19 protein-coding genes are annotated in these 20,227 nt (G+C 46.9%); 12 read left to right on the forward strand and 7 right to left on the reverse strand.

Annotation, left to right across the window (positions count from 1 at the left end; genetic code table 11):
• Positions 1–289 (reverse strand): acyl-CoA dehydrogenase family protein (locus FTU54_RS13435; RefSeq protein WP_171301067.1); only part of this gene is annotated, 289 nt, incomplete at its 3' end.
• Positions 290–536: 247 nt separating this feature from the next.
• Here FTU54_RS13435 and FTU54_RS13440 point away from each other — a divergent pair.
• Entirely contained in the window at positions 537–1,496 is a 960-nt protein-coding gene (locus FTU54_RS13440) for a LysR substrate-binding domain-containing protein (RefSeq protein ID WP_005178537.1), read from the forward strand.
• Positions 1,489–2,193 carry an NAD-dependent deacylase gene (locus tag FTU54_RS13445; protein WP_016659034.1) on the forward strand — a complete coding sequence of 235 codons (705 nt, stop codon included), beginning with the start codon at positions 1,489–1,491 and terminating at the stop codon, positions 2,191–2,193. Before FTU54_RS13440 ends, FTU54_RS13445 begins: the two co-directional genes overlap by 8 nt.
• An 89-nt stretch (positions 2,194–2,282) precedes the next feature.
• Here the strand turns inward: FTU54_RS13445 and aspA are convergent, their stop codons facing one another.
• Positions 2,283–3,731, reverse strand: a complete 1,449-nt coding sequence (aspA, locus tag FTU54_RS13450) for an aspartate ammonia-lyase (protein ID WP_168405484.1) — start codon at positions 3,729–3,731, stop codon at positions 2,283–2,285.
• 424 nt (positions 3,732–4,155) lie between these two features.
• Between aspA and putP the strand changes: the two genes are divergently transcribed.
• Positions 4,156–5,664, forward strand: coding sequence for a sodium/proline symporter PutP (gene putP, locus FTU54_RS13455; protein ID WP_104490403.1), 1,509 nt, complete (start codon positions 4,156–4,158; stop codon positions 5,662–5,664).
• 93 nt (positions 5,665–5,757) lie between these two features.
• Here putP and FTU54_RS13460 read toward each other — a convergent pair whose 3' ends face one another.
• Positions 5,758–6,240 carry an Lrp/AsnC ligand binding domain-containing protein gene (locus FTU54_RS13460; protein ID WP_005178547.1) on the reverse strand — a complete coding sequence of 161 codons (483 nt, stop codon included), beginning with the start codon at positions 6,238–6,240 and terminating at the stop codon, positions 5,758–5,760.
• A gap of 129 nt (positions 6,241–6,369) precedes the next feature.
• Here FTU54_RS13460 and putA point away from each other — a divergent pair, with 129 nt between their 5' ends.
• From putA to FTU54_RS13480, 4 genes are all read left to right on the forward strand, one after another.
• Entirely contained in the window at positions 6,370–10,122 is a 3,753-nt protein-coding gene (putA, locus tag FTU54_RS13465; protein WP_180074832.1) for a trifunctional transcriptional regulator/proline dehydrogenase/L-glutamate gamma-semialdehyde dehydrogenase, read from the forward strand.
• A gap of 252 nt (positions 10,123–10,374) precedes the next feature.
• The gene (trmA, locus tag FTU54_RS13470) at positions 10,375–11,457 is read left to right on the forward strand and encodes a tRNA (uridine(54)-C5)-methyltransferase TrmA (protein ID WP_180074833.1); all 1,083 of its coding nucleotides are present in this window, start codon (positions 10,375–10,377) and stop codon (positions 11,455–11,457) included.
• 243 nt (positions 11,458–11,700) lie between these two features.
• Positions 11,701–11,925 (forward strand): hypothetical protein, encoded by a 225-nt coding sequence (locus tag FTU54_RS13475; RefSeq protein WP_005178553.1) that lies wholly within the window; start codon positions 11,701–11,703, stop codon positions 11,923–11,925.
• Positions 11,926–12,091: 166 nt separating this feature from the next.
• Entirely contained in the window at positions 12,092–12,346 is a 255-nt protein-coding gene (locus FTU54_RS13480) for a hypothetical protein (protein ID WP_045795440.1), read from the forward strand.
• Here the strand turns inward: FTU54_RS13480 and FTU54_RS13485 are convergent.
• A complete protein-coding gene (locus FTU54_RS13485) occupies positions 12,333–13,181 on the reverse strand; it encodes a phosphodiester glycosidase family protein (RefSeq protein WP_127801444.1) in 849 nt (282 codons plus the stop codon). The two genes, FTU54_RS13480 and FTU54_RS13485, sit on opposite strands and share 14 nt — an antisense overlap.
• Before the next feature lie 84 nt (positions 13,182–13,265).
• Between FTU54_RS13485 and FTU54_RS13490 the strand changes: the two genes are divergently transcribed.
• The gene (locus FTU54_RS13490; RefSeq protein ID WP_016659043.1) at positions 13,266–13,796 is read left to right on the forward strand and encodes a lecithin retinol acyltransferase family protein; all 531 of its coding nucleotides are present in this window, start codon (positions 13,266–13,268) and stop codon (positions 13,794–13,796) included.
• 138 nt (positions 13,797–13,934) lie between these two features.
• On the opposite strand, the gene FTU54_RS13495 is transcribed toward FTU54_RS13490, so the two are convergent.
• Positions 13,935–15,659 (reverse strand): glutamine--tRNA ligase/YqeY domain fusion protein, encoded by a 1,725-nt coding sequence (locus tag FTU54_RS13495; protein ID WP_180074834.1) that lies wholly within the window; start codon positions 15,657–15,659, stop codon positions 13,935–13,937.
• A gap of 166 nt (positions 15,660–15,825) precedes the next feature.
• Between FTU54_RS13495 and FTU54_RS13500 the strand changes: the two genes are divergently transcribed.
• Positions 15,826–16,335 (forward strand): peptidylprolyl isomerase, encoded by a 510-nt coding sequence (locus FTU54_RS13500; protein ID WP_005178561.1) that lies wholly within the window; start codon positions 15,826–15,828, stop codon positions 16,333–16,335.
• Between the two features lie 56 nt (positions 16,336–16,391).
• Positions 16,392–17,111 carry a UDP-2,3-diacylglucosamine diphosphatase gene (locus FTU54_RS13505; RefSeq protein ID WP_163141813.1) on the forward strand — a complete coding sequence of 240 codons (720 nt, stop codon included), beginning with the start codon at positions 16,392–16,394 and terminating at the stop codon, positions 17,109–17,111.
• A gap of 63 nt (positions 17,112–17,174) precedes the next feature.
• On the opposite strand, the gene hpaI is transcribed toward FTU54_RS13505, so the two are convergent.
• On the reverse strand, positions 17,175–17,969 hold the full coding sequence (hpaI, locus tag FTU54_RS13510) for a 4-hydroxy-2-oxoheptanedioate aldolase (protein WP_075166833.1): 795 nt from the start codon (positions 17,967–17,969) through the stop codon (positions 17,175–17,177).
• 248 nt (positions 17,970–18,217) lie between these two features.
• On the opposite strand from hpaI, the gene nfsB reads away from it, so the two are divergent.
• The gene (gene nfsB, locus FTU54_RS13515; RefSeq protein WP_005178567.1) at positions 18,218–18,871 is read left to right on the forward strand and encodes an oxygen-insensitive NAD(P)H nitroreductase; all 654 of its coding nucleotides are present in this window, start codon (positions 18,218–18,220) and stop codon (positions 18,869–18,871) included.
• A 97-nt stretch (positions 18,872–18,968) separates the two neighbouring features.
• The gene (locus tag FTU54_RS13520; protein WP_180074835.1) at positions 18,969–19,202 is read left to right on the forward strand and encodes a hypothetical protein; all 234 of its coding nucleotides are present in this window, start codon (positions 18,969–18,971) and stop codon (positions 19,200–19,202) included.
• Here FTU54_RS13520 and FTU54_RS13525 read toward each other — a convergent pair.
• Complete coding sequence (locus FTU54_RS13525; protein WP_163141807.1) at positions 19,165–20,019, reverse strand: DMT family transporter; 855 nt, start codon at positions 20,017–20,019, stop codon at positions 19,165–19,167. The genes FTU54_RS13520 and FTU54_RS13525 overlap by 38 nt on opposite strands.
• Positions 20,020–20,227: the final 208 nt, after the last annotated feature.

Raw genomic sequence — 20,227 nt, forward strand, 5'->3', positions numbered from 1 at the left:
CACGGGCAATCAGACCATAGCTGACATAATTTAAACCAGCACCGCCGTATTGTTCCGGAATGGTTGGGCCTAGTAGGCCTAGCTCGCCCATTTCACGGAAAATGGTCGGATCGGTTTTTTCATGACGGAACTGTTCTAATACACGTGGCATCAGCTTGTCCTGACAATAGGCCGCAGCAGTATCACGGATCATGCGTTCTTCTGCAGTCAGCTGCTGCTCCAGCAGGAATGGGTCTTGCCAGTCAAAATGTACTTTACGGCCTGAATGTGAATTTACCATTTGATTCATAGCTTCCTCTGCCTGAATGATGTTCTCGTTGTTTGTGTTGATACTATGTGTGAAAAATAATATTTTCAAACGAGATTTTTTAATGCAGATATGCATTCTCCGCATATCTTAAATAAGCATATTCATACTGGAGCTGCGCATCGCTCTAAAACCTGTGAAGAAACAATAAAAAATAAACAAATTGGCGATCATAGTGCCTTCATCTATGCTATTTTCAAATACCTGTGCAGATAAAGGATGATCTGAAATGCGGCGTAATATTCCATCTTTACAGGCCTTGCTCTGCTTTGAGTCGGCAGCCAAGCATTGCAGTTATACCCATGCCTCGCAAGAACTGTTTATTACCCAGAGTGCGGTTTCCCGGCAAATCCAGCAGCTGGAAGAATTTCTTGGCTTAAGCCTGTTTATCCGGACCCGGCATGGAGTCGAACTGACGCCTGCAGGACAGCATTATTATAAAAGTATCAAACCCTATTTACTGGGGCTGGAGCAAAGCACGCTCGATGTGATGTCGCATAAAGGATTAGGTGGCACCTTAAAGCTGGGTGTAGTACCGACCTTTGCCACGCGCTGGCTGGTGCCGAAGCTGCATCGTTTTAACCAGCGCTATCCGGAAATTACTATTCATTTGGAAACCAGCACCAAACCGTTTTTATTTAATGAAAATATTTTTGATGCGGCCATTTATGCCGGTACGCAGCAGCAGATTGATCATTGGCCCGGAATCCACACCCATTTTTTAATGAAGGAAGATGTGGTGCCGGTGTGCTCACCGCAGCTGATTGCCCGGCATTTTCCTGCGGCACAAAAAAGCCATCGCTATGGTTATAACCTGGCTGCTGAACAATTACAGCAACTGCCCTTATTACAGCAAACCACACGACCGACCATCTGGCAGGAATGGTTCCAGACCCAGCAGATTGAGCATGCCCATCCGTATGATGGACAGCGTCATGAACTGTTTTCGATGCTGGCTGTGGCCGCCAGTCATGGCATGGGCATGGCACTCATCCCGCAAATGTTGATTCAGCAGGAATTAACCAGCGGTGAACTGGTACTGGCCTCAGATCAGCAGCTCAGCGGCCGGCGCTCCTATTATCTGGTACATTCTAGTCAGGAAAATTCAGTTTTAATTCAGAAATTTGTAGAATGGATGCAACAGGAAGTCACGCACAGTATCGCCACACAGGAATCTGCCTATGCCTAAACTGATTGTTTTCTCCGGTGCCGGAATGAGCGCCGAAAGCGGGATTAATACCTTCCGTGATAGTGATGGATTGTGGGAACAGCATCGGGTGGAAGATGTGGCCACGCCGGAAGCCTGGGCCAAAAATCCGGCGCTGGTGCAGCGTTTTTATAATGAACGGCGCAAAAATATTCTGAATGCCCAGCCCAACGCGGCACATCAATTGATTGCCGAACTGGAACAGTATTTTGATGTGGCTGTTATTACCCAGAATATTGATGATCTGCATGAACGTGCCGGTAGCCAGCAGGTATTACATTTGCATGGCAATATCCGGCTGGCCAAAACCTCCGGTCCCGATGCACAAACCACTACCCGCTTTTACCCGATTGAAGGCGCCGAGCTGGATTTGGAACGTGATGTTTGTGACGCGGGTTATCCGCTACGGCCACACGTGGTCTGGTTTGGTGAAGCGGTACCAGCCTATGCACAAGCGATTGAATGGGTGCAGGATGCCGACATTTTTATTGTGATTGGCAGCAGTCTGGCGGTCTACCCGGTGGCAGGTCTGGTTCATGAAATTCCGGCCAGCTGTCAGGCCTTTTATATTGACCCGAAAGCCAATCAGCAGCATTTACCAGCACAATATGAATGTATTGCCGCCACTGCAACCCAAGGTTTGGCACAGTTAAAGCCACGTCTGCTGGCGGCCCTGTAAGTTGAATCAAAACCCTCAGCAAAACACAAAAGGCTCAAAACCAATATATGACCTTGAGCCTTTGCTGTTTTACTGAAGCAGTCAGTGTCTTAGCTGACTTGGGCAAAAACTGCTTCCGGTGGTGTTACCTCACTGACCAGACTATGCAGGGCAAAAATTTCATCCAGCTGTTCCTGAGTCAGTAATTCCTGCTCCAGTACCACCTGCTGAATGGTTTTGTTTTCAGCAATACACAGTTTCCCGATTTCATCACATTTGGCATGACCTAGAATCGGATCAAGCAAAGTGACAATACCGACGCTACGCATCACCGCATCATGGCAAGCCTGTTCATTGGCCTGAATGCCCTGAATACATTTCTCATCCAGACTTTTCATGGCTTGAGTCAATAACTGGATGGATTCATGAATCGACACGGCAATCACCGGTTCCATCACGTTTAACTGCAACTGCCCGGCTTCGGCCGCCATGGTCACGGTCAGGTCATTGCCAATCACTTTAAAAGCAATCTGGTTCACCACTTCCGGAATGACCGGATTGACCTTGGCCGGCATAATCGAAGAACCGGCCTGCAACTCCGGTAACCGGATTTCCCCCAGACCGGTACGCGGGCCAGAACTTAATAAACGCAGGTCATTACAGATTTTCGATAACTTCACCGCCAGACGTTTCAGTGTGCTGGATAAAATGATGAAAACCCCACAGTCGCTGGTGGCTTCGACATAATCTTCTGCGCCAATTAATGGCAAGCCGCTAATCTCTTTTAAAGCCTGCACCGCTTCCTGGGCATAGCCTTTGGGAGTATTTACACCCGTACCAATCGCGGTAGCGCCGAGGTTAATTTCCAGTAACAACTGACGGGTCCGGTCAATCAGTTTTAAATCTTCTTTTAACAAGGTGGCAAAGGCACGGAACTCCTGCCCCAAGGTCATCGGCACGGCATCTTGCAGCTGGGTCCGGCCCATTTTTAATACATACTGAAATTCAGCTACTTTCTTGTAGAAACTGTCAATCAGGTTACGCATCTGCACGAACAGATCATCCAGACTGTAATAAGTCGCTAAACGCAAGGCTGTTGGATAGACATCATTGGTCGATTGCGACTTATTAACATGATCATTTGGATGAATGGAAAAATAACTGCCTTTTTCCAGACCCAGATGTTCTAAGGCGATATTGGCAATCACCTCATTGCTGTTCATGTTAATCGACGTTCCGGCACCGCCCTGATAAACATCTAAAGGGAAATGCGCACGCCATGCAGCAGGCTGTTCAATCAGCTGGTCACAGGCATACTGAATCGCCTCAGCCACCTGCGGGGAGATTTTCTCAAACTGTAAATTGGTTTGTGCAGATGCCTTTTTCACTTGCGCCAAAGCACGAATAAAATGCAGGTTTTCACCGACCTGCTGATTGGAGATCTGGAAGTTCTCCAAGGCACGCAAGGTATGAATACCATAATAACTGTCTGCCGGCACTTCTTTAGCACCCAGCAAATCATGCTCTATTCTTGTTTTCTCTGTCTGAACCGTAATCACACTGTTTACTCACTATTTCGCACCAATATTGTGCATAAGAAAATCTTAAACCTGTGCCAGCCTGAAACTACACAAGATTGATACGCTTTTTGAAATATTTAATTACACATTCTTTCTGAATGTACTGGATGTAACATAATGTAAATTTACTCCATTTTTAAGCCAGATTTAACAGATCCTCTCCATATTTGCAAAAATAAAAATATCTATGGCTTTATTCAAAATTTTGACTTAATAATTTTCCGCTCATTGCTCCCATTTTTTCAATTGTATCTAAAGCTACAAACTGCAACATAAGACCGCTATAAATCCCGTCGAAATGTTACAGAACGTAATTTTAATTCCATGCTTGAATCAGCTCCTTGAAAAAATGCGCAAAAAATCATCTCGGATGGATGAACGCTTACAGACAAAGGATGGGCATATGAGTCAACTGAATCCCACATTAATTACCTTTATATTTTATATCGTGGCCATGATCGGTATTGGGCTGTATGCCTACAAGGCCACCACAGATTTCTCGGATTATATTCTTGGGGGCCGCAGTCTGGGCAGCGTGGTGACTGCGCTTTCTGCCGGCGCATCGGATATGAGCGGCTGGCTGCTGATGGGTTTACCCGGTGCAATCTATCTGGCCGGATTATCTGAAGCCTGGATCGCCATCGGCCTGATTATTGGTGCATGGTTAAACTGGCTTCTGGTCGCCGGGCGTTTGCGGGTTCATACCGAAGTACAAAACAATGCCCTGACCCTGCCGGATTATTTCACCAGCCGTTTTGGCGACCGCAAGAAAATTCTGCGCGTCAGTTCAGCACTGGTGATTCTGGTATTTTTCGCGATTTACTGTGCATCCGGCATGGTGGCCGGTGCGCGTTTATTTGAAAGCCTGTTTGGCTGGTCCTATACCACGGCGCTGTGGATTGGCGCGATAGCCACCATCAGCTATGTCTGTATTGGCGGCTTCCTGGCGATTAGCTGGACCGATACCTTCCAGGCCGGGCTGATGATTTTTGCCCTGCTGATTACTCCCATCATGACCTATCTGGCATTGGGTGATCATAGCCAGCAGATTGGTCTGTTACTGGAAACTGCGCGTCCACATGCCACGCAGATGCTGTCCGGTTTAAGTTTTATTGCCATTTTATCTTCCTTGGCATGGGGCTTAGGCTATTTTGGACAACCGCATATTCTGGTGCGTTTTATGGCGGCCGACTCGGTCAAAACCATTCCAGCGGCGCGTAAAATTGGTATGAGCTGGATGATCCTCTGCTTGGGCGGCGCGGTGGGTGCCGGTTTCATTGCCATTGCCTATTTCCAGCAATTTCCAGAACTGGCGGCTGTGGTGAATCAGAACCCGGAAACCGTGTTTATGGAGCTGACCAAAATCCTGTTTAATCCGTGGATTGCCGGGATTATTCTGGCCGCCATTTTAGCCGCGGTCATGAGTACGCTCAGCTGCCAGTTACTGGTCTGCTCCAGTACCTTAACTGAAGATTTATACAAGGCTTTTTTACGCAAAAATGCCTCACAAAAAGAGCTGGTCTGGGTCGGCCGTTTTATGGTGTTGTTGATTGCAATGCTGGCAATCTGGCTGGCCAGCAATCCATCGAGTAAAGTCCTGGGTCTGGTGGCCTATGCCTGGGCCGGATTTGGCGCGGCTTTTGGTCCTCTCATTATTCTGTCGCTGTTCTGGAAACGCATGACCCTGAAAGGCGCGATTGCCGGGATGCTAGTCGGTGCGATGACCGTGATTGTCTGGAAAAATGTCATGGCCGATACCGGACTCTATGAGATTATTCCCGGCTTTATTCTGGCCAGCCTGAGTATTGTAATAGTCAGTCTGCTCGACCGGGCACCAAGTACAGAGGTGATTGAGCGCTTTGAACAGTCAGATGCCGAGTACAAAAAAGCCATGCAGGAAATGAACAGCTAGCACAGCAATCTACCGAATTGATTGATCATCCATAAAAAAAGGAGCTTCGGCTCCTTTTGGGTTTTAACGGAAAATACAGACAAAGATGACGGTTTATTTGGCCTTGTGCTGGTATTTCAGTTTTAGCTGCGAGCTTTCCTTAATCACTTCCATCACCGGATAACTGCGGGTTTCTTTCACCCCCGGCAACTGCCATAAAATTTGCCCGGAAATCTTGCGGAATTCTTCCATATTGGCACAGCGGATTTTTACTACAAAATCGAAACCACCACTAATCATGTGACATTCCACAATTTCCGGATGCTGCAAAATCGCATCTGAAAATTCCTCCAGTACATTCGGCGTGGTTTTATCCAGCAGAATTTCCACAAATACCACAAAACTGCTATTCAGCAACTCCGGATTCAGCTTGGCTTCATAGCCCAAAATAAAGCCATCTTTACTCAGTTTCTGTACCCGCGCCAGCGCAGCAGTTGGCGATAAATTGACGGCTTCTGCCAGTTTAATATTTGAAATCCGGCCATCTTTTTGCAGAATATCCAGAATTTTAATGTCAGTGCGATCCAGGCTCATCATTCCATTCATAATCCGTATTTATCTCTAAAAATAACAAAAATTATAGTGAGTTATTTGGCATATTTTCTGTGATCATAAATTATATAAGGTACACCGTTCAACTAAAATATATCGTCACAGGATGTTGGCATGAACATGATGGATAGCGAAACCCATTTCGACGACGCAAAACCGCATTTGGATTACATCACTGAATTCAAAGAAAAAAATGAGGCAGAAATTGCCATCAATACCGCATGGCGTCGCCCTGAAAGTGAATGTGTCAGCCATTTACTCGAGCACAGTGAAATTCCTGATGCACTGAACAGCCAGATTTATGAGCTGGCTTTTCAGCTGGCCCACTCCCTGCGTGAACGTAAAAATTCCAGCGGTAAAGCCGGTCTGGTGCAAGGCCTGTTGCAAGAGTTCTCCCTCTCTTCACAAGAAGGCATCGCCCTGATGTGTCTGGCCGAAGCGCTATTACGTATTCCTGATACCGCAACCCGTGATCTGCTGATCCGCGACAAGATCAACCAGGGCAACTGGAAAGAGCATTTAGGCCAAAGTAACCTGATGTTTGTGAATGCAGCGGCCTGGGGCTTAATGCTGACCGGCAAGCTGATGGAAACCCCGAAACAGAACAGCTTAAGCGGTATTCTGACTGGCCTGCTGGCGCGCAGTGGCCGTGGTATTATCCGTAAAGCGGTAGATGTGGCGATGCGGATGATGGGCGAGCAGTTTGTCACCGGCGAAACCATTAGCGAAGCCCTGCAACACGCCGAACCTTTAGAAGAAAAAGGTTTCCGTTATTCTTATGACATGCTCGGTGAAGCAGCCCTGACCGAACACGATGCAGAGCGTTATTTTGATGACTATCAAAATGCCATTCACGCCATTGGCCAGGCCTCTAAAGATAAAGATGTTTATACCGGTCCGGGGATTTCGATCAAGCTCTCTGCCCTGCATCCACGTTATCAGCGTGCCCAGATTGACCGCGTGCATACCGAACTGTATGACAAGGTGCTGCAACTGGCGGTGCTGGCCAAAGACTATAATATTGGCCTGAATATTGATGCCGAAGAATCTGAACGACTGGAAATGTCTTTAGAGTTGCTGGAGCGTCTGTGTTTTGAACCGGCACTGGATAACTGGAAAGGCATTGGCTTTGTGATTCAGGCCTACCAGAAACGCTGCTTCTATGTGGTGGATTATGTGGTTGATCTGGCCAAACGCAGCCAGAAACGCCTGATGATTCGCTTAGTGAAAGGCGCCTATTGGGACAGCGAAATCAAGAAAGCGCAAATTGATGGCATGTCAGATTATCCAGTGTTTACCCGTAAAGTGCATACCGATCTGTCCTATATTGCCTGTGCGAAAAAATTACTGGCGGCACCGGAACAGATTTATCCACAGTTTGCGACTCACAATGCCCAGACGCTGGCCACGATTTATCATCTGGCCGATCCAGCGCGTTACTACGCTGGCCAATACGAATTCCAATGCCTGCATGGCATGGGCGAGCCATTATATGAAAATGTGGTCGGCTCGAAACAGCAGCAGAAGCTCGGCGTGCCGTGCCGTATTTATGCGCCGGTCGGTAACCATGAAACCCTGCTGGCCTATCTGGTACGTCGTTTGCTAGAAAATGGTGCCAATACCTCTTTCGTCAACCGTATTGCCGATAAGACCCTGAACATTGAAGATCTGATCGAAAATCCACATCAGACTATTTTAGCCACGGCTCAACAGGAACAGAAAGTCGGCCAGAAACATCCGGCGATTCCCTTACCGCATGAGTTATATGGCGAGCAGCGCGACAACTCTGCCGGCCTGGACTTAGCCAATGATCAGGACTTGGCGGCATTAAATACAACCGCGCAGAGTTTGCATCAGCATCAATGGACTGCCCAGCCGATGGGTGAAGGCTTAACCACCGAAGACAGTGCCGATGTACACGCAATTTTAAACCCGGCTCAGCATCAGGATATTGTTGGTCATGTACAGGAAGCCACAGCAGCACAGGTCAATCAGGCCCTAGAAAATGCGGTACAGGCACAAGCCGTCTGGGCCAATATTTCCAAACATGAACGCGCACAATGTCTGGAACGTGCTGCCGATTTAATGCAGGCACGCCTGCAACCGCTCATGCTGCTCCTCTGCCGCGAAAGTGGCAAGACCTATGCCAATGCCATTGCCGAAGTGCGTGAAGCAATTGATTTCCTGCGCTACTATGCCGCGCAAATGCGTGATCTGGACATCAATACCCAGATCATTCCGCTAGGGCCGGTGCTGTGTATCAGCCCATGGAATTTCCCGCTGGCGATTTTTAGCGGCCAGATTGCCGCAGCGCTGGTGGCTGGCAATACCGTTCTGGCCAAACCGGCCGAGCAGACCCCACTGATTGCAGCACAAGCGGTGCAGATTTTATGGGATGCTGGCATTCCGCAAAATGTACTGCAACTGCTGCCTGGACGCGGTGAAACGGTCGGTGCGCAGCTGAGTCAGGATGAACGGATTCAGGGCATTATGTTTACCGGCTCGACCGAAGTCGCCAAAATCCTGAATCAGACCGTGGCCAAACGTTTAAGCCAGACCGGTAGTGCTATTCCACTGATTGCGGAAACTGGCGGACAAAACGCCATGATTGTCGATTCTTCAGCCCTGACTGAACAGGTGATTCTGGATGCGGTCAGCTCTGCCTATGACAGTGCCGGACAACGCTGCTCTGCCCTGCGAATTTTATGTGTGCAGGAAGATAATGCCGACACGGTACTGACCATGCTCAAAGGTGCCATGCAGCAGTTGCGCGTCGGTAATCCTTATTTGCTAAAAACCGATATTGGCCCGGTGATTGATCTGGAAGCACAGAACAATATTGAGCGCCATATTGAAAAAATGCGCATTAAGGGCTATCTGGTGCATCAGTTGATGTGGAATAAGCAAAGCGATGCAAGCTTGCAACACGGCACTTTTGTACCACCAACGCTGATTGAACTGCCGCATTTAGATGATCTGGAACGTGAAGTGTTTGGCCCGGTACTGCATGTGATTCGTTACCGTTATGGACAGCTTGATCAACTGCTGGCACAAATCAATGCCAAAGGTTATGGCCTGACCATGGGCTTGCATACCCGTATTGATGAAACCATTCAAAGCGTGATTGCCCAGGCCGAAGTCGGCAACCTGTATATCAACCGTAATATTGTTGGTGCGGTGGTCGGGGTACAACCTTTTGGCGGCGAAGGCCTGTCGGGGACCGGACCTAAGGCTGGTGGACCGCTGTATCTCTACCGCTTAATGCAATACTGCTCGCAGAAAAAGCTGGCTCAACCATTTGCGGCGCAGGCTCTGCATCCAGCAGCAATGCCTGCCCTGTATAACCAATTGGTGGACTGGGTACAGGCCGAGTTCCCGCAGCAGCTGATTCAGCTGCCGGAGAAAATTGCCACGGGTCAGAGCTTCAATCTGACTGGCCCAACCGGTGAAAGTAACCAGTATACGATTTTGCCCCGCCATGCCGTGCTATCCCTAGCCGAACAGGAGCTGGATCAGATTCATCAGTTACTGGCAATTTTTGCAGTCGGCAGTCAGCCGGTGGTTCTGGCAGAAAACCGCTTCATGCTGAAATATCTGCCGAAAATGCCGCCAGAGATTGCCCAGCGGATTCGCGTGATCCCAGACTTGCTGCATGGCGATTATGATGCAGTGCTGCATCATGGCAGCTCGGCGCAATTGCTGGAGTTACAGCAAACGGTAGCGCAGCGTGCCGGAGCGATTGTCGGCATCAGCCATCTCAAACCGAATGATCCGAAAATTCCGCTGGAACGTCTGGTGATTGAACGGGCCATCAGCATTAATACTGCTGCAGCTGGAGGGAACGCCAGCCTGATGACGCTGGATTAAAGCCACCCATTTTCATGGTGTTATTCCTCTTTGCCAAACCAACTCTCCCTGGTCTCTGTTGGTTTGGCTTTTTTTATCTTTGCTCTCGCAAGTGATCTATTTCCCGGCTTTAATCTGCCGATCTGTTGAGCCGAAGCTCGATTTCTCCCGTCACGCTACCGCAATTTAAGGTTTGCACAGAATATCTTTAGGCATCTGCCTGAAACTTTGTTACCATCCCCTGTTTCAATGGGTTTGTGATTTTTACTGCATATGACTTCATCTTATCAGCAACAACTTGATGCCAAAGTTGCACGTATTTCTGCACAGTTTGCCGAATTTAATCCTCCAGCACTGGAGGTGTTTGCCTCGCCTGAACAGCATTTCCGTATGCGTGCAGAATTCCGGATTTGGCATACCGAAGATGACCTGTTTTATGCCATGTTTGAACGCGATGAGCAGCAGAACAAAAAAGTCATTCGAATTGATGAATTTCCAATTGCCGATGCCAGCATCAACCAGTTAATGCCGGTACTGCTGAATGCCTTAAAAGCAGAACCGCTGTTATCCAATCGCCTGTTTGAAGTGCATTTTCTGGCAACCTTAAAAGGTGAAATGCTGGTTTCACTGATTTATCGCTGTCCATTAACTGCAGAGTGGGAAGCGCTGGCCAAACAGCTGGCCGAGCAACTGCAGATTAAAATTATTGGCCGGAGCCGTGGCCAGAAACTGGTACTGAGCGATGAGTTTGTGGTGGAAGAACTGCAGGTCTTTGAACGCCAGTATCAATACAAACAGATTGAAAGCAGCTTTACCCAGCCGAATGCACGTGTTTGCCAGCACATGCTGGAATGGGCCTGTACAGCTGCCGGACACGCCAATCAGGATCTGTTAGAGCTGTACTGTGGCAATGGTAACTTTACCCTGCCGCTGTCGACCCGTTTTAATCGCGTCTTAGCCACAGAACTGGCCAAATCTTCAGTCTATGCGGCGCAGTGGAATATTGAGCAGAACCAGATTGATAATATTCAGGTGGCGCGTTTATCTGCCGAAGAATTTACCCAGGCCTACAATGGCGAGCGTGAATTCCGCCGTTTGCAGGAAGCCGGCATTGAGATGTCCAGCTATCAGTTTGATACCGTGTTTGTAGACCCCCCACGTGCTGGTATTGATGCCGAAACCTTAAAACTGCTACAACGTTTTGAGCGGATTATTTATATCTCCTGTAATCCGGATACGCTGCATGACAATTTGCACACTTTGGCCAGCACCCACAAGATCACCCAATTTGCCCTGTTTGACCAATTCCCTTATACCCATCATGTGGAATCTGGTGTCTTACTGGAAAAGATCTAAAACAATTTGTTTCAAATTATATTATTCAGTCCGAAAAGGAAGATTTTTTAATCTTCCTTTTTTCTTATAAAAATAAGCAACTTAGTTATAATCAAGGCTTATAGCCATCATAATTACGTTTAAACTGTTACAAGCTATCGAAATTTCTAGAGTCTGTTTGCTGCTTTTATCACTTTAGTCGACTTGCATTAATTTTTAAATTGGCTATATTTCGAGCTATGTTAGGTTGCAAATGAAGGCTCTATGAGTTTTTGGCAAAAGCTGTTCGCTCAGGAACAGCAAAACGAGCATAAGAATCAGATTGCTTGTGTTGAAAATGATTGCTCTTGTAAGACAAATGAACAGCTTCTTGAAGCTTTAGCAAAAGCGACAGATGAAGATGTGATTATCGGTATTAAAAAGGTTCTCGCTTCGCGCGGCTATAGCCGTAAAGAGTTGAATGAACTTCAACATTTACCCCTGCAATAGCAGAGTCTGACCACAGAAAAAGGCATTTAGAATTTCTAGGTGCCTTTTTTATTGGTCTGATTTTAATCAGATTTCTTAGTTTTGAAATTTTTTTCATGTATGCTCAAGGGCTTAGATCAGTCTTGATCGTATTTTTAATTCAATACATAACAATAAGGATACCGCTATGAATAACAAAATGATCGGCGCTCTTACCCTTCCACTGCTCTGCCTGGCCCTCACAGGCTGCGACCGTATGCCGGCAGAATGTGAAGAAGCCTGGGACAAGATGGACAGCTTGAGCACAAAAATGGGGCTTTCGGAAGAACAACGTCAATTCCAGAAAAAACAGTTTGAGGCCGGAATCAAAGAAATGTCGACTGAAGATGCCAAACGCCTCTGCAGCCAGCAAACCCAGACCTTAGGCATTATTGGCCAGTAGATTTTTCTGGCTCAGTCGCGCAGGCTGAATCATCAATATACGCCAGCATCGGGCCAACTGCGCGGTACTGGCGATGGCGTTTTAAGGCCGCAATATACACAGAAGATACTGAACCATCCAAGTACAGCGCATTCGGTGTCTTAAGCTGCTGCTGAAACAGCCGGGCAAAGTCATAAAAATTTATTGGCTGCTGGCTGATCACAAAATACAGGGTGGCGTCTTTCAGCCCAACGCCATTGCGGATTTTTCTGGAATCGGAATCCGGAATAAAGTTTGGGTTAATTTTTCCGTCAATCACCAGCATCGGGCCAGATTGGGTGGCATATTTCGGTTGCACATTGGCCTGCTGATACTGCTGGGTGATCATCAACAGTGGCTGCTTGTCCCAGGCCAGTACCCCATTCGGCTGAATCAGAAAATTGCCCCAGCCTTGGGTCTGGGTATTTAACTGGCTTACCCTCTTGCCCTCTTCAATATACAGCCCGACGGGTGCATAATCGGCATGGAACATCCCGGCATTCATGGCAAATTCCAGCTGCTGGCACGGTTGCAGATCATCCTGGAGCGCAGTGAAATAACGATAGGGCTGCTGTGCTGTATTCTTTAATACCAGCTTCAGCTGCGCCATTGATCGGATTTCCGTGACATCAAAATCACCCAGCGTATGTTTCAGCTGCCAGCTGTAGATTTGCGGCTGTGCCTGTGCCCAGTTTGCACTGCAAGCACCCAGCAGAATCAGCAGTTTTAACAGCGGTTTGGCAGTAACTCGTGCAAAGTACTGTCCTAACTTTTTCATTGCATCTGTTCCCTGTTCATCGTTGTATAATTCAGCCATTCTTGTCGCCACCCTGTCGATTCTTGTGCCAAGAAGCAGTACACTAGAGCTTTAAAATACACCTGTCACTTTACTAATGTCACAATGCTCAAGCAGAACACACGGTTCCCTTTAGGGGCGCATCTGATTGTCAAACATTTCGGCTATACCCACCACGGGATTTATGCTGGACGTGGTCGTGTCATTCATTATTCCGGTTTTGCACATTTATTTAAAAAACATCCGATTGAAATCACCAGCCTAGACAAGTTCAGTCATGGCAAACCGGTGCATGTGCAGCATTATGATCAACCCAAATATAAAGGCCGTAAAGTGGTGCGCCGGATGCGTTCACGGATGCATGAAAATAATTATCACCTGATTATCAACAACTGCGAACATTTATGCACCTGGGCCATTACCGGCGTGGAAAGCAGTCCGCAAGTCTTCCGGATGATGAACCGCTTAACCACCATTGGTTATGTCAGCTCCTTAATGAGCTATATGAACAGCATGATGCTGACCCTGACCACCACCTGTTTTGCCCTGGTGCTGTATATTAAAAAGAAATTGCGCGACAAAGCCAAAATGCAGATGCCGACCCATCTGTTTTATAAACACGATGAAAAGAAATAACTCACTGAATCATCTATAGATCAAACACTGTTGATCATCTAAATACTTCCTTTTAACGTTTACTTTGCATGTTGAATACCGCATAAAAAAGCCCGCTGAGTCCAGCAGGCTTTTTCAATCATCTAGCAAAATGCGCTTTTATTTGCCCGGTTTGAAGCTGTCTTTTAAGTCCAGAATACGGTTAAACACTGGTGTTTCGCTGGAATGATCATACTGATCTGCCACGAAATAACCTTCACGTTCAAACTGGAAACGATCTTCTGCTTGCGCTTGCGCTAAAGCCGGCTCAATAACCGCTTGTACCACTTTCAATGAGTCCGGATTCAGATTCGCCAGGAAGTCATCGCCGACTTCTGGGTCAGATTCGGTGAATAGACGGTCGTAAATACGCACTTCAGCTTTCACGCCTTTAGTGGCAGATACCCAGTGAATCACACCTTTCACTTTACGGCCTTCCGGATTCTTACCTAAAGTTTCAGGGTCGATTGAACATTTCAGCTCAATAATTTCACCGTTGTCATCTTTAATGATTTCGTCGCACTTGATCACATAGGCATGACGTAAACGCACTTCACCGCCCGGAATCAGACGTTTAAAGCCTTTCGGTGGCTCTTCTTCGAAATCTTTACGGTCAATATAGATTTCAGAGGTTAGCGGAATGACACGCTCGCCCATATCTACGTTTGGATGACGCGAATGAGTCAGATCCATTTCTGCTGGCAGATTGGTTAACGTCACTTTTAATGGATTCAGCACGGCCATACCACGCGCTGCGGTATTTTCTAGCGACTGACGGATGCAGTATTCCAGCATTGCCACATCGACAATCCCGTCAGACTTCGACACACCAACGCGCTTACAGAAATCACGCAAGCCTTCCGGAGTAAAGCCACGACGACGCATACCCACTACAGTTGGCATACGCGGGTCGTCCCAACCCTTAACAAAACCACCTTCCACCAGACGGCGCAGCTTACGCTTTGAGGTAATGGTGTAATCGACGTTTAAACGGCTGGATTCATACTGACGTGGTACCGCCGCTGATTTTACCTTTTCCACCACCCAGTCATAGAACGGACGGTGATCCTGGAATTCAAGCGTACACAGTGAATGAGTAATGCCTTCAATCGCATCGGATAATGGATGCGCATAGTCGTACATTGGGTACATTTTCCATTTGTCACCGGTCTGGTGATGCTCGGAATGCAGCACACGGTACAAAATTGGGTCACGCATATGTACGTTTGGCGATGCCATATCAATTTTGGCACGTAATACCGCTTGGCCTTCGCCCAGCTCACCATTACGCATCTGTTCAAAATGCGCCAGGTTGTCTTCTACAGACGCATCACGATACGGTGAGTTTTTGCCCGGCTCGACAAATGAACCACGATTCAGCTTGATTTCTTCAGGAGTTTGCAAATCGACATAGGCATCACCCTGTTCAATTAACTGCACCGCCCAGCTATACAACTGGTCAAAATAGCTCGACGCATAGCGTGGCTCGCCATTCCAGTTAAAGCCCAACCATTTCACGTCGTTGGCAATACCATCTACATATTCTTGTTCTTCGGCATCCGGGTTGGTATCGTCAAAACGTAAGTTACATAAACCGTTAAATTCTTCGGCAATCCCGAAATTCAGGCAAATTGCTTTCACGTGACCAATATGTAAGTAACCGTTCGGTTCTGGTGGAAAACGTGTGATCACTTTTTCAGTACGGCCTGCTGCCAGATCATCGGTAATGACCTGACGCACAAAATCTAAGCCCGGCTGTTGTTCTTGCTGCGCAGCATCGACAGAGGCATGGTTACTTGGTGTCGGGGTGTTAGGCAGAGATGAAACAGCATCATTCGGCTTCATAGTTAATAAATCACTTCTAGATAAAAATTTAGGATAATTAAAACGCTATTCCCACTTTTTAACAAAGAAAATAACGTTTTTACTTGCCTTGTAGTTTACAGTTTGCTTATGCTTCTCTCAACCAAAAAACCCATGGCTTTTTTGTCCATGATTAGGAGATAACACAATGAGTTTTCCTCAAGTCGAATTAAACACCAACAAAGGTCGTATTGTTCTTGAGCTTAACACTGAAAAAGCACCTAAAACTGCTGAGAACTTCCTTCAATACGTTCGTGACGGTTTCTATGATGGCGTAATTTTCCACCGTGTCATCGATGGTTTCATGATTCAAGGCGGCGGCTTTGATGAAAACTTCAAAGAAAAAGCAACCCGTGATTCAATCGAAAACGAAGCAGACAATGGTCTGAGCAATGACGAAGGGACCATTGCAATGGCGCGTACCCAGGCTCCGCACTCTGCATCTGCTCAATTCTTCATTAACGTGAAAAACAACTCCTTCCTGAACCACACGGGCAAAACTGCACAAGGTTGGGGTTATGCCGTATTTGGTAAAGTGGTTGAAGGTATGGACGTAGTTGCTGAAATCAAAGGCGTACGTACAGGCAACCGTGGTTACCACGCTGATGTTCCACTAGAAAATGTGGTGATTGAATCTGCCAAGATCATTTCTGAATAAGAATTCCTTCCAACTCCCTTTATTTAAAGGCGTTGGGAGATTCCAAGGAAAAGATTGTGACCTATCTGTTTATTTCAGATTTACATTTGTCACCTGATCACCCTCGACTCGTTCGGGGGTTTTTAGATTTATTACGTGCTTATCAGGATCAAAACACCCAGCTGTATATTTTAGGCGACTGGTTCAATGCCTGGATTGGCGATGACTACACCGCCCCTTGGCTGGATGAAATTGTCAGCGCTTTAAAACAGTTTAATGCCGCAGGCAATCAGCTGTATTTTCAGGTCGGTAACCGTGATTTCGCGCTGCATGAGGTTTTTTTACAGCAGTTTAACGGGCGATTATTACCTGAAATTGACACCCTCACTATTGGCCAGACCCGCTATCGTCTGGAACATGGCGATTCCTTGTGCACCGATGATGTATCCTATCAGCGCTTTAAAAAAGTTATTCGTCATCCGCTCGTGCTGCGTTTGTTAAGAAAAACTCCGTTGTCCTTTCGCAGCAAACTGGCCAACGGTTTTCGCAAACAAAGCCGCGCTTCTAAAGAAGTTAAATCGTATGAAGTGATGGATGTGAATCCGGCTGCGGTAACGCAGGCTTTGGCCGAGGTGGATGTACTGATTCATGGTCATACCCATCGACCAGCCATCCATGAGCTGAATGGCAAAAAGCGGATTGTGCTGGGGGACTGGCGTGCGCATGAGGCACTGATTCTGGAAATTGATCCCGAACAGCCCGCCACTCACCTGCAACTGAAACGCTGGACCTATTAAGCAGCAGGTGGATGACTATAAATCCCCACCTCCTGCATCATCTGTCAGGTTAATAATGACCGCTTAATACCCCCCTTCAGGTTTTACCCAGCTCGCTCCGGTTTTATATTTGGCCAGCAGCTCACGCAAGGAATTCATTAATACGCTGGTATCGACACCGACAGCGACAAATTCGGTACCCAGTTCAATATATTTTTGCGTCACGTCATGTTGAGTCGATAAAATCCCGGCCGCTTTACCCGATGCGCGAATTCGTTGAATTGCATCAACCACTGCGTTTTGCACGTCAGGATGGTTCGGATTGCCTTCATAACCCATAGTGGCAGATAAATCTACTGCGCCAATAAATACCCCATCAATGCCCTCGACTTTTAAGATGTTATCCAGATTTTCCAGCCCTGTAACTGACTCAATCTGAATCAGCAAACAGATATTTTCATGTGCAGTGGCATAATAATCCGGAATACTGTTCCAGCGTGTGGCACGTGCCAAAGCCGCACCTACACCGCGAATCCCTTCCGGTGGATAACGCACTGCTTTAACCATCAGTTCGGCCTGCTCCACGGTTTCCACCATCGGAATCAATAAGGTTTGTGCGCCAATATCCAGCAACTGTTTAATAAGCTGCACACTGCCAATTGGCGGACGGACCACCGCCTGTGACGGATAGGCCGCAATACTTTGCAGCTGGGCCAGTGTGGTTCTTAAATCACTGGGCGCATGTTCCCCATCAATCAGCAACCAGTCATAACCGGCATTGGCCGCAATTTCAGTGCCATAGGCATCGGCCAGACCGACCCATAAACCAATCTGCTGCTGGGTTTTTAATTTATGTTTAAAGTGATTACGATAGTCCATCAACAGGCTCGCTATAGTCCACACCTGTCTCCATTAAATGCCGATTTTTAAAAATTGCCAATATTCAAAACCACTGTTGTGATTTGATTTAACACTTAATCGGGCAATAACTGAAAATACGATGACCACATTTTAAGGTTAATTTTGACAATAAAATTGCAGCTAATATGCCATCAAAGCCATCAAAATGGCGTATGATGCTGAAGGTTCAGCCTTTCTCAATTTATCCTTATTGCTGGAGTATCTTTATGGATTTGCTCGACGTCGTACGCAGCCGCTATACCACCAAAGCCTATGATCCTGCAAAAAAAATTCCTCAAGAGCAGTTTGAACGCTTTCTCGAAATTCTCCGCTTTACCCCCTCTTCTATTAATATCCAGCCTTGGCATTTCTTTATTGCCGAGCATGATGCAGCCAAGCAGCGCATTGCCAAAGCCCTGGTCGGGAAATATGCCTACAATGCGCCTAAAGTCTTAGATTCTTCTCACACCATTTTGTTCTGTACCAAAGCCGATATTAGCGATGAGCATCTGGACAATTTGTTGCAGCAGGATGATGTCAGCGGCCGCTTTAAAGATGCCAGTGCCAAGCAGGGCCAGAAAGACAGCCGTAGCGGATATGTGGATTATTACCGCAATGAAAAAGGTGATATTCAGCGCTGGGCCGAAAACCAGACCTTTATTGCCTTGGGTCAGATGTTGCTGGCTGCCGGTATTGAAGGTGTAGATGCCACCCCGATTGGCGGCTTTAATGAACAGATTCTGACAGAAGAACTAGAATTACAGGACAAGGGTTTAATTCCATCGGTGCTGCTGACCTTGGGCTATCGCAGTGAGCAGGACTTTAATGCTAAACTTCCCAAGTCACGCCTGAATAAAGATGAAATTTTCACCAAATTGTAAGAACTACATTACATAATACAGGGACGAAAGTCCCTGATTTCGGCTTGATTTTTGCTTTCCCTTTCACAACACAATAATAATAGACCGGAGAAGAAAGATGTCTATCCTTGCCCAGCTCCCAATGAAGTTTGAATGTCGTCAATACAATAAACTGTATTTGCATCAATATCAGCAGGAAAAACGCCATTATCCTCATTGTCCGAGCTGCCAGAAAGCCGGTCTGTTACTGGGCATTGCCGAACTTCAGGACCTGATCAAACATCCGCTGATTTTTGCTGCCAGCTTCATCAAATTCAAGCCGTCATCGCATAAGCTAAACACATCACACTAATGATGCCCAGCCCCAGCCCAATGGCGGTGCTGGGTTTTAATTTTTCTTTAAAGAACAGCAAACCGCTGATTACCCCTAAAATTACCACCAGAATATTCATGCCAGCGAACACAACCGCCGGTGAATCTTTTAAAGCCATATGTGCTTTGACATAAAACGCGATATTGGCAAAATTCAGCATCCCCAAAATTAAGCCTGCCACTATATTTTTGCCACTGCCCCAGCTTTTGTGCTGAATCAGAATATACCCCAACGATAAAATAAAAGCGCAGATGAACATTAGGTTCAATACCAGCGCAAACTGCAGCCCTAAACCGGTGGTGTATTTCAGCAACACATCAATCAGCGCATAACCGACCCAGACCAAAGCCAAATACAGCATACCCGCCTGGGCGGACGATGCACCGCCACGATGCGAATATAAAATACACAGTACCGCTGCAATCCCCAACGCAATCCCGACAATTTTCAGGCTATTAAACTGTTCCTGGAAAATAAAATAGGCCGCAGTTAAAGACAGCACCACCGACAGCCGCTGGGCAATTTCGGTTTTTAAAATTCCGGCAGTTTGTAATGCTTTGGCTAAAAACAGGAATACGCTTGGCAATAATACCCCTAAGGCCAGAATCAGCAGCCACGGCGTTTCGGTGAGGGACAGCTGTTGTACATTAGGCTGAAACCACCAGAAACACAGCACACTGGCCGAGGCATAATTCCAGCTGATCATCTGCAAAGGTGAATAGCCGCGATTCTTTGCGACTTTCAAGAGAATCGACACCACCACACTACAAATGGCCGCTGCTAATATCAGTTCCATGATCTACTCTTATTTATATGCATTATGTGATCTGCTCTGCTGCACTATAGCGGTTCAGATACAGAAAAGCCCACGCAATGTGTAATGCCAGTCAGTTAAGAGATTGACTGGCTTTTTCTTGGGTATTTTTGAGGTTTTCCTTTTACAACTCTTGGGTAACTCCTCATCCTTCTCTCAGGTATAACATACCGATTAGATTTCTCCATTA

The sequence above is a fragment of the Acinetobacter sp. YH12116 genome, from assembly GCF_013418895.1.
GTDB lineage: Bacteria > Pseudomonadota > Gammaproteobacteria > Pseudomonadales > Moraxellaceae > Acinetobacter > Acinetobacter indicus.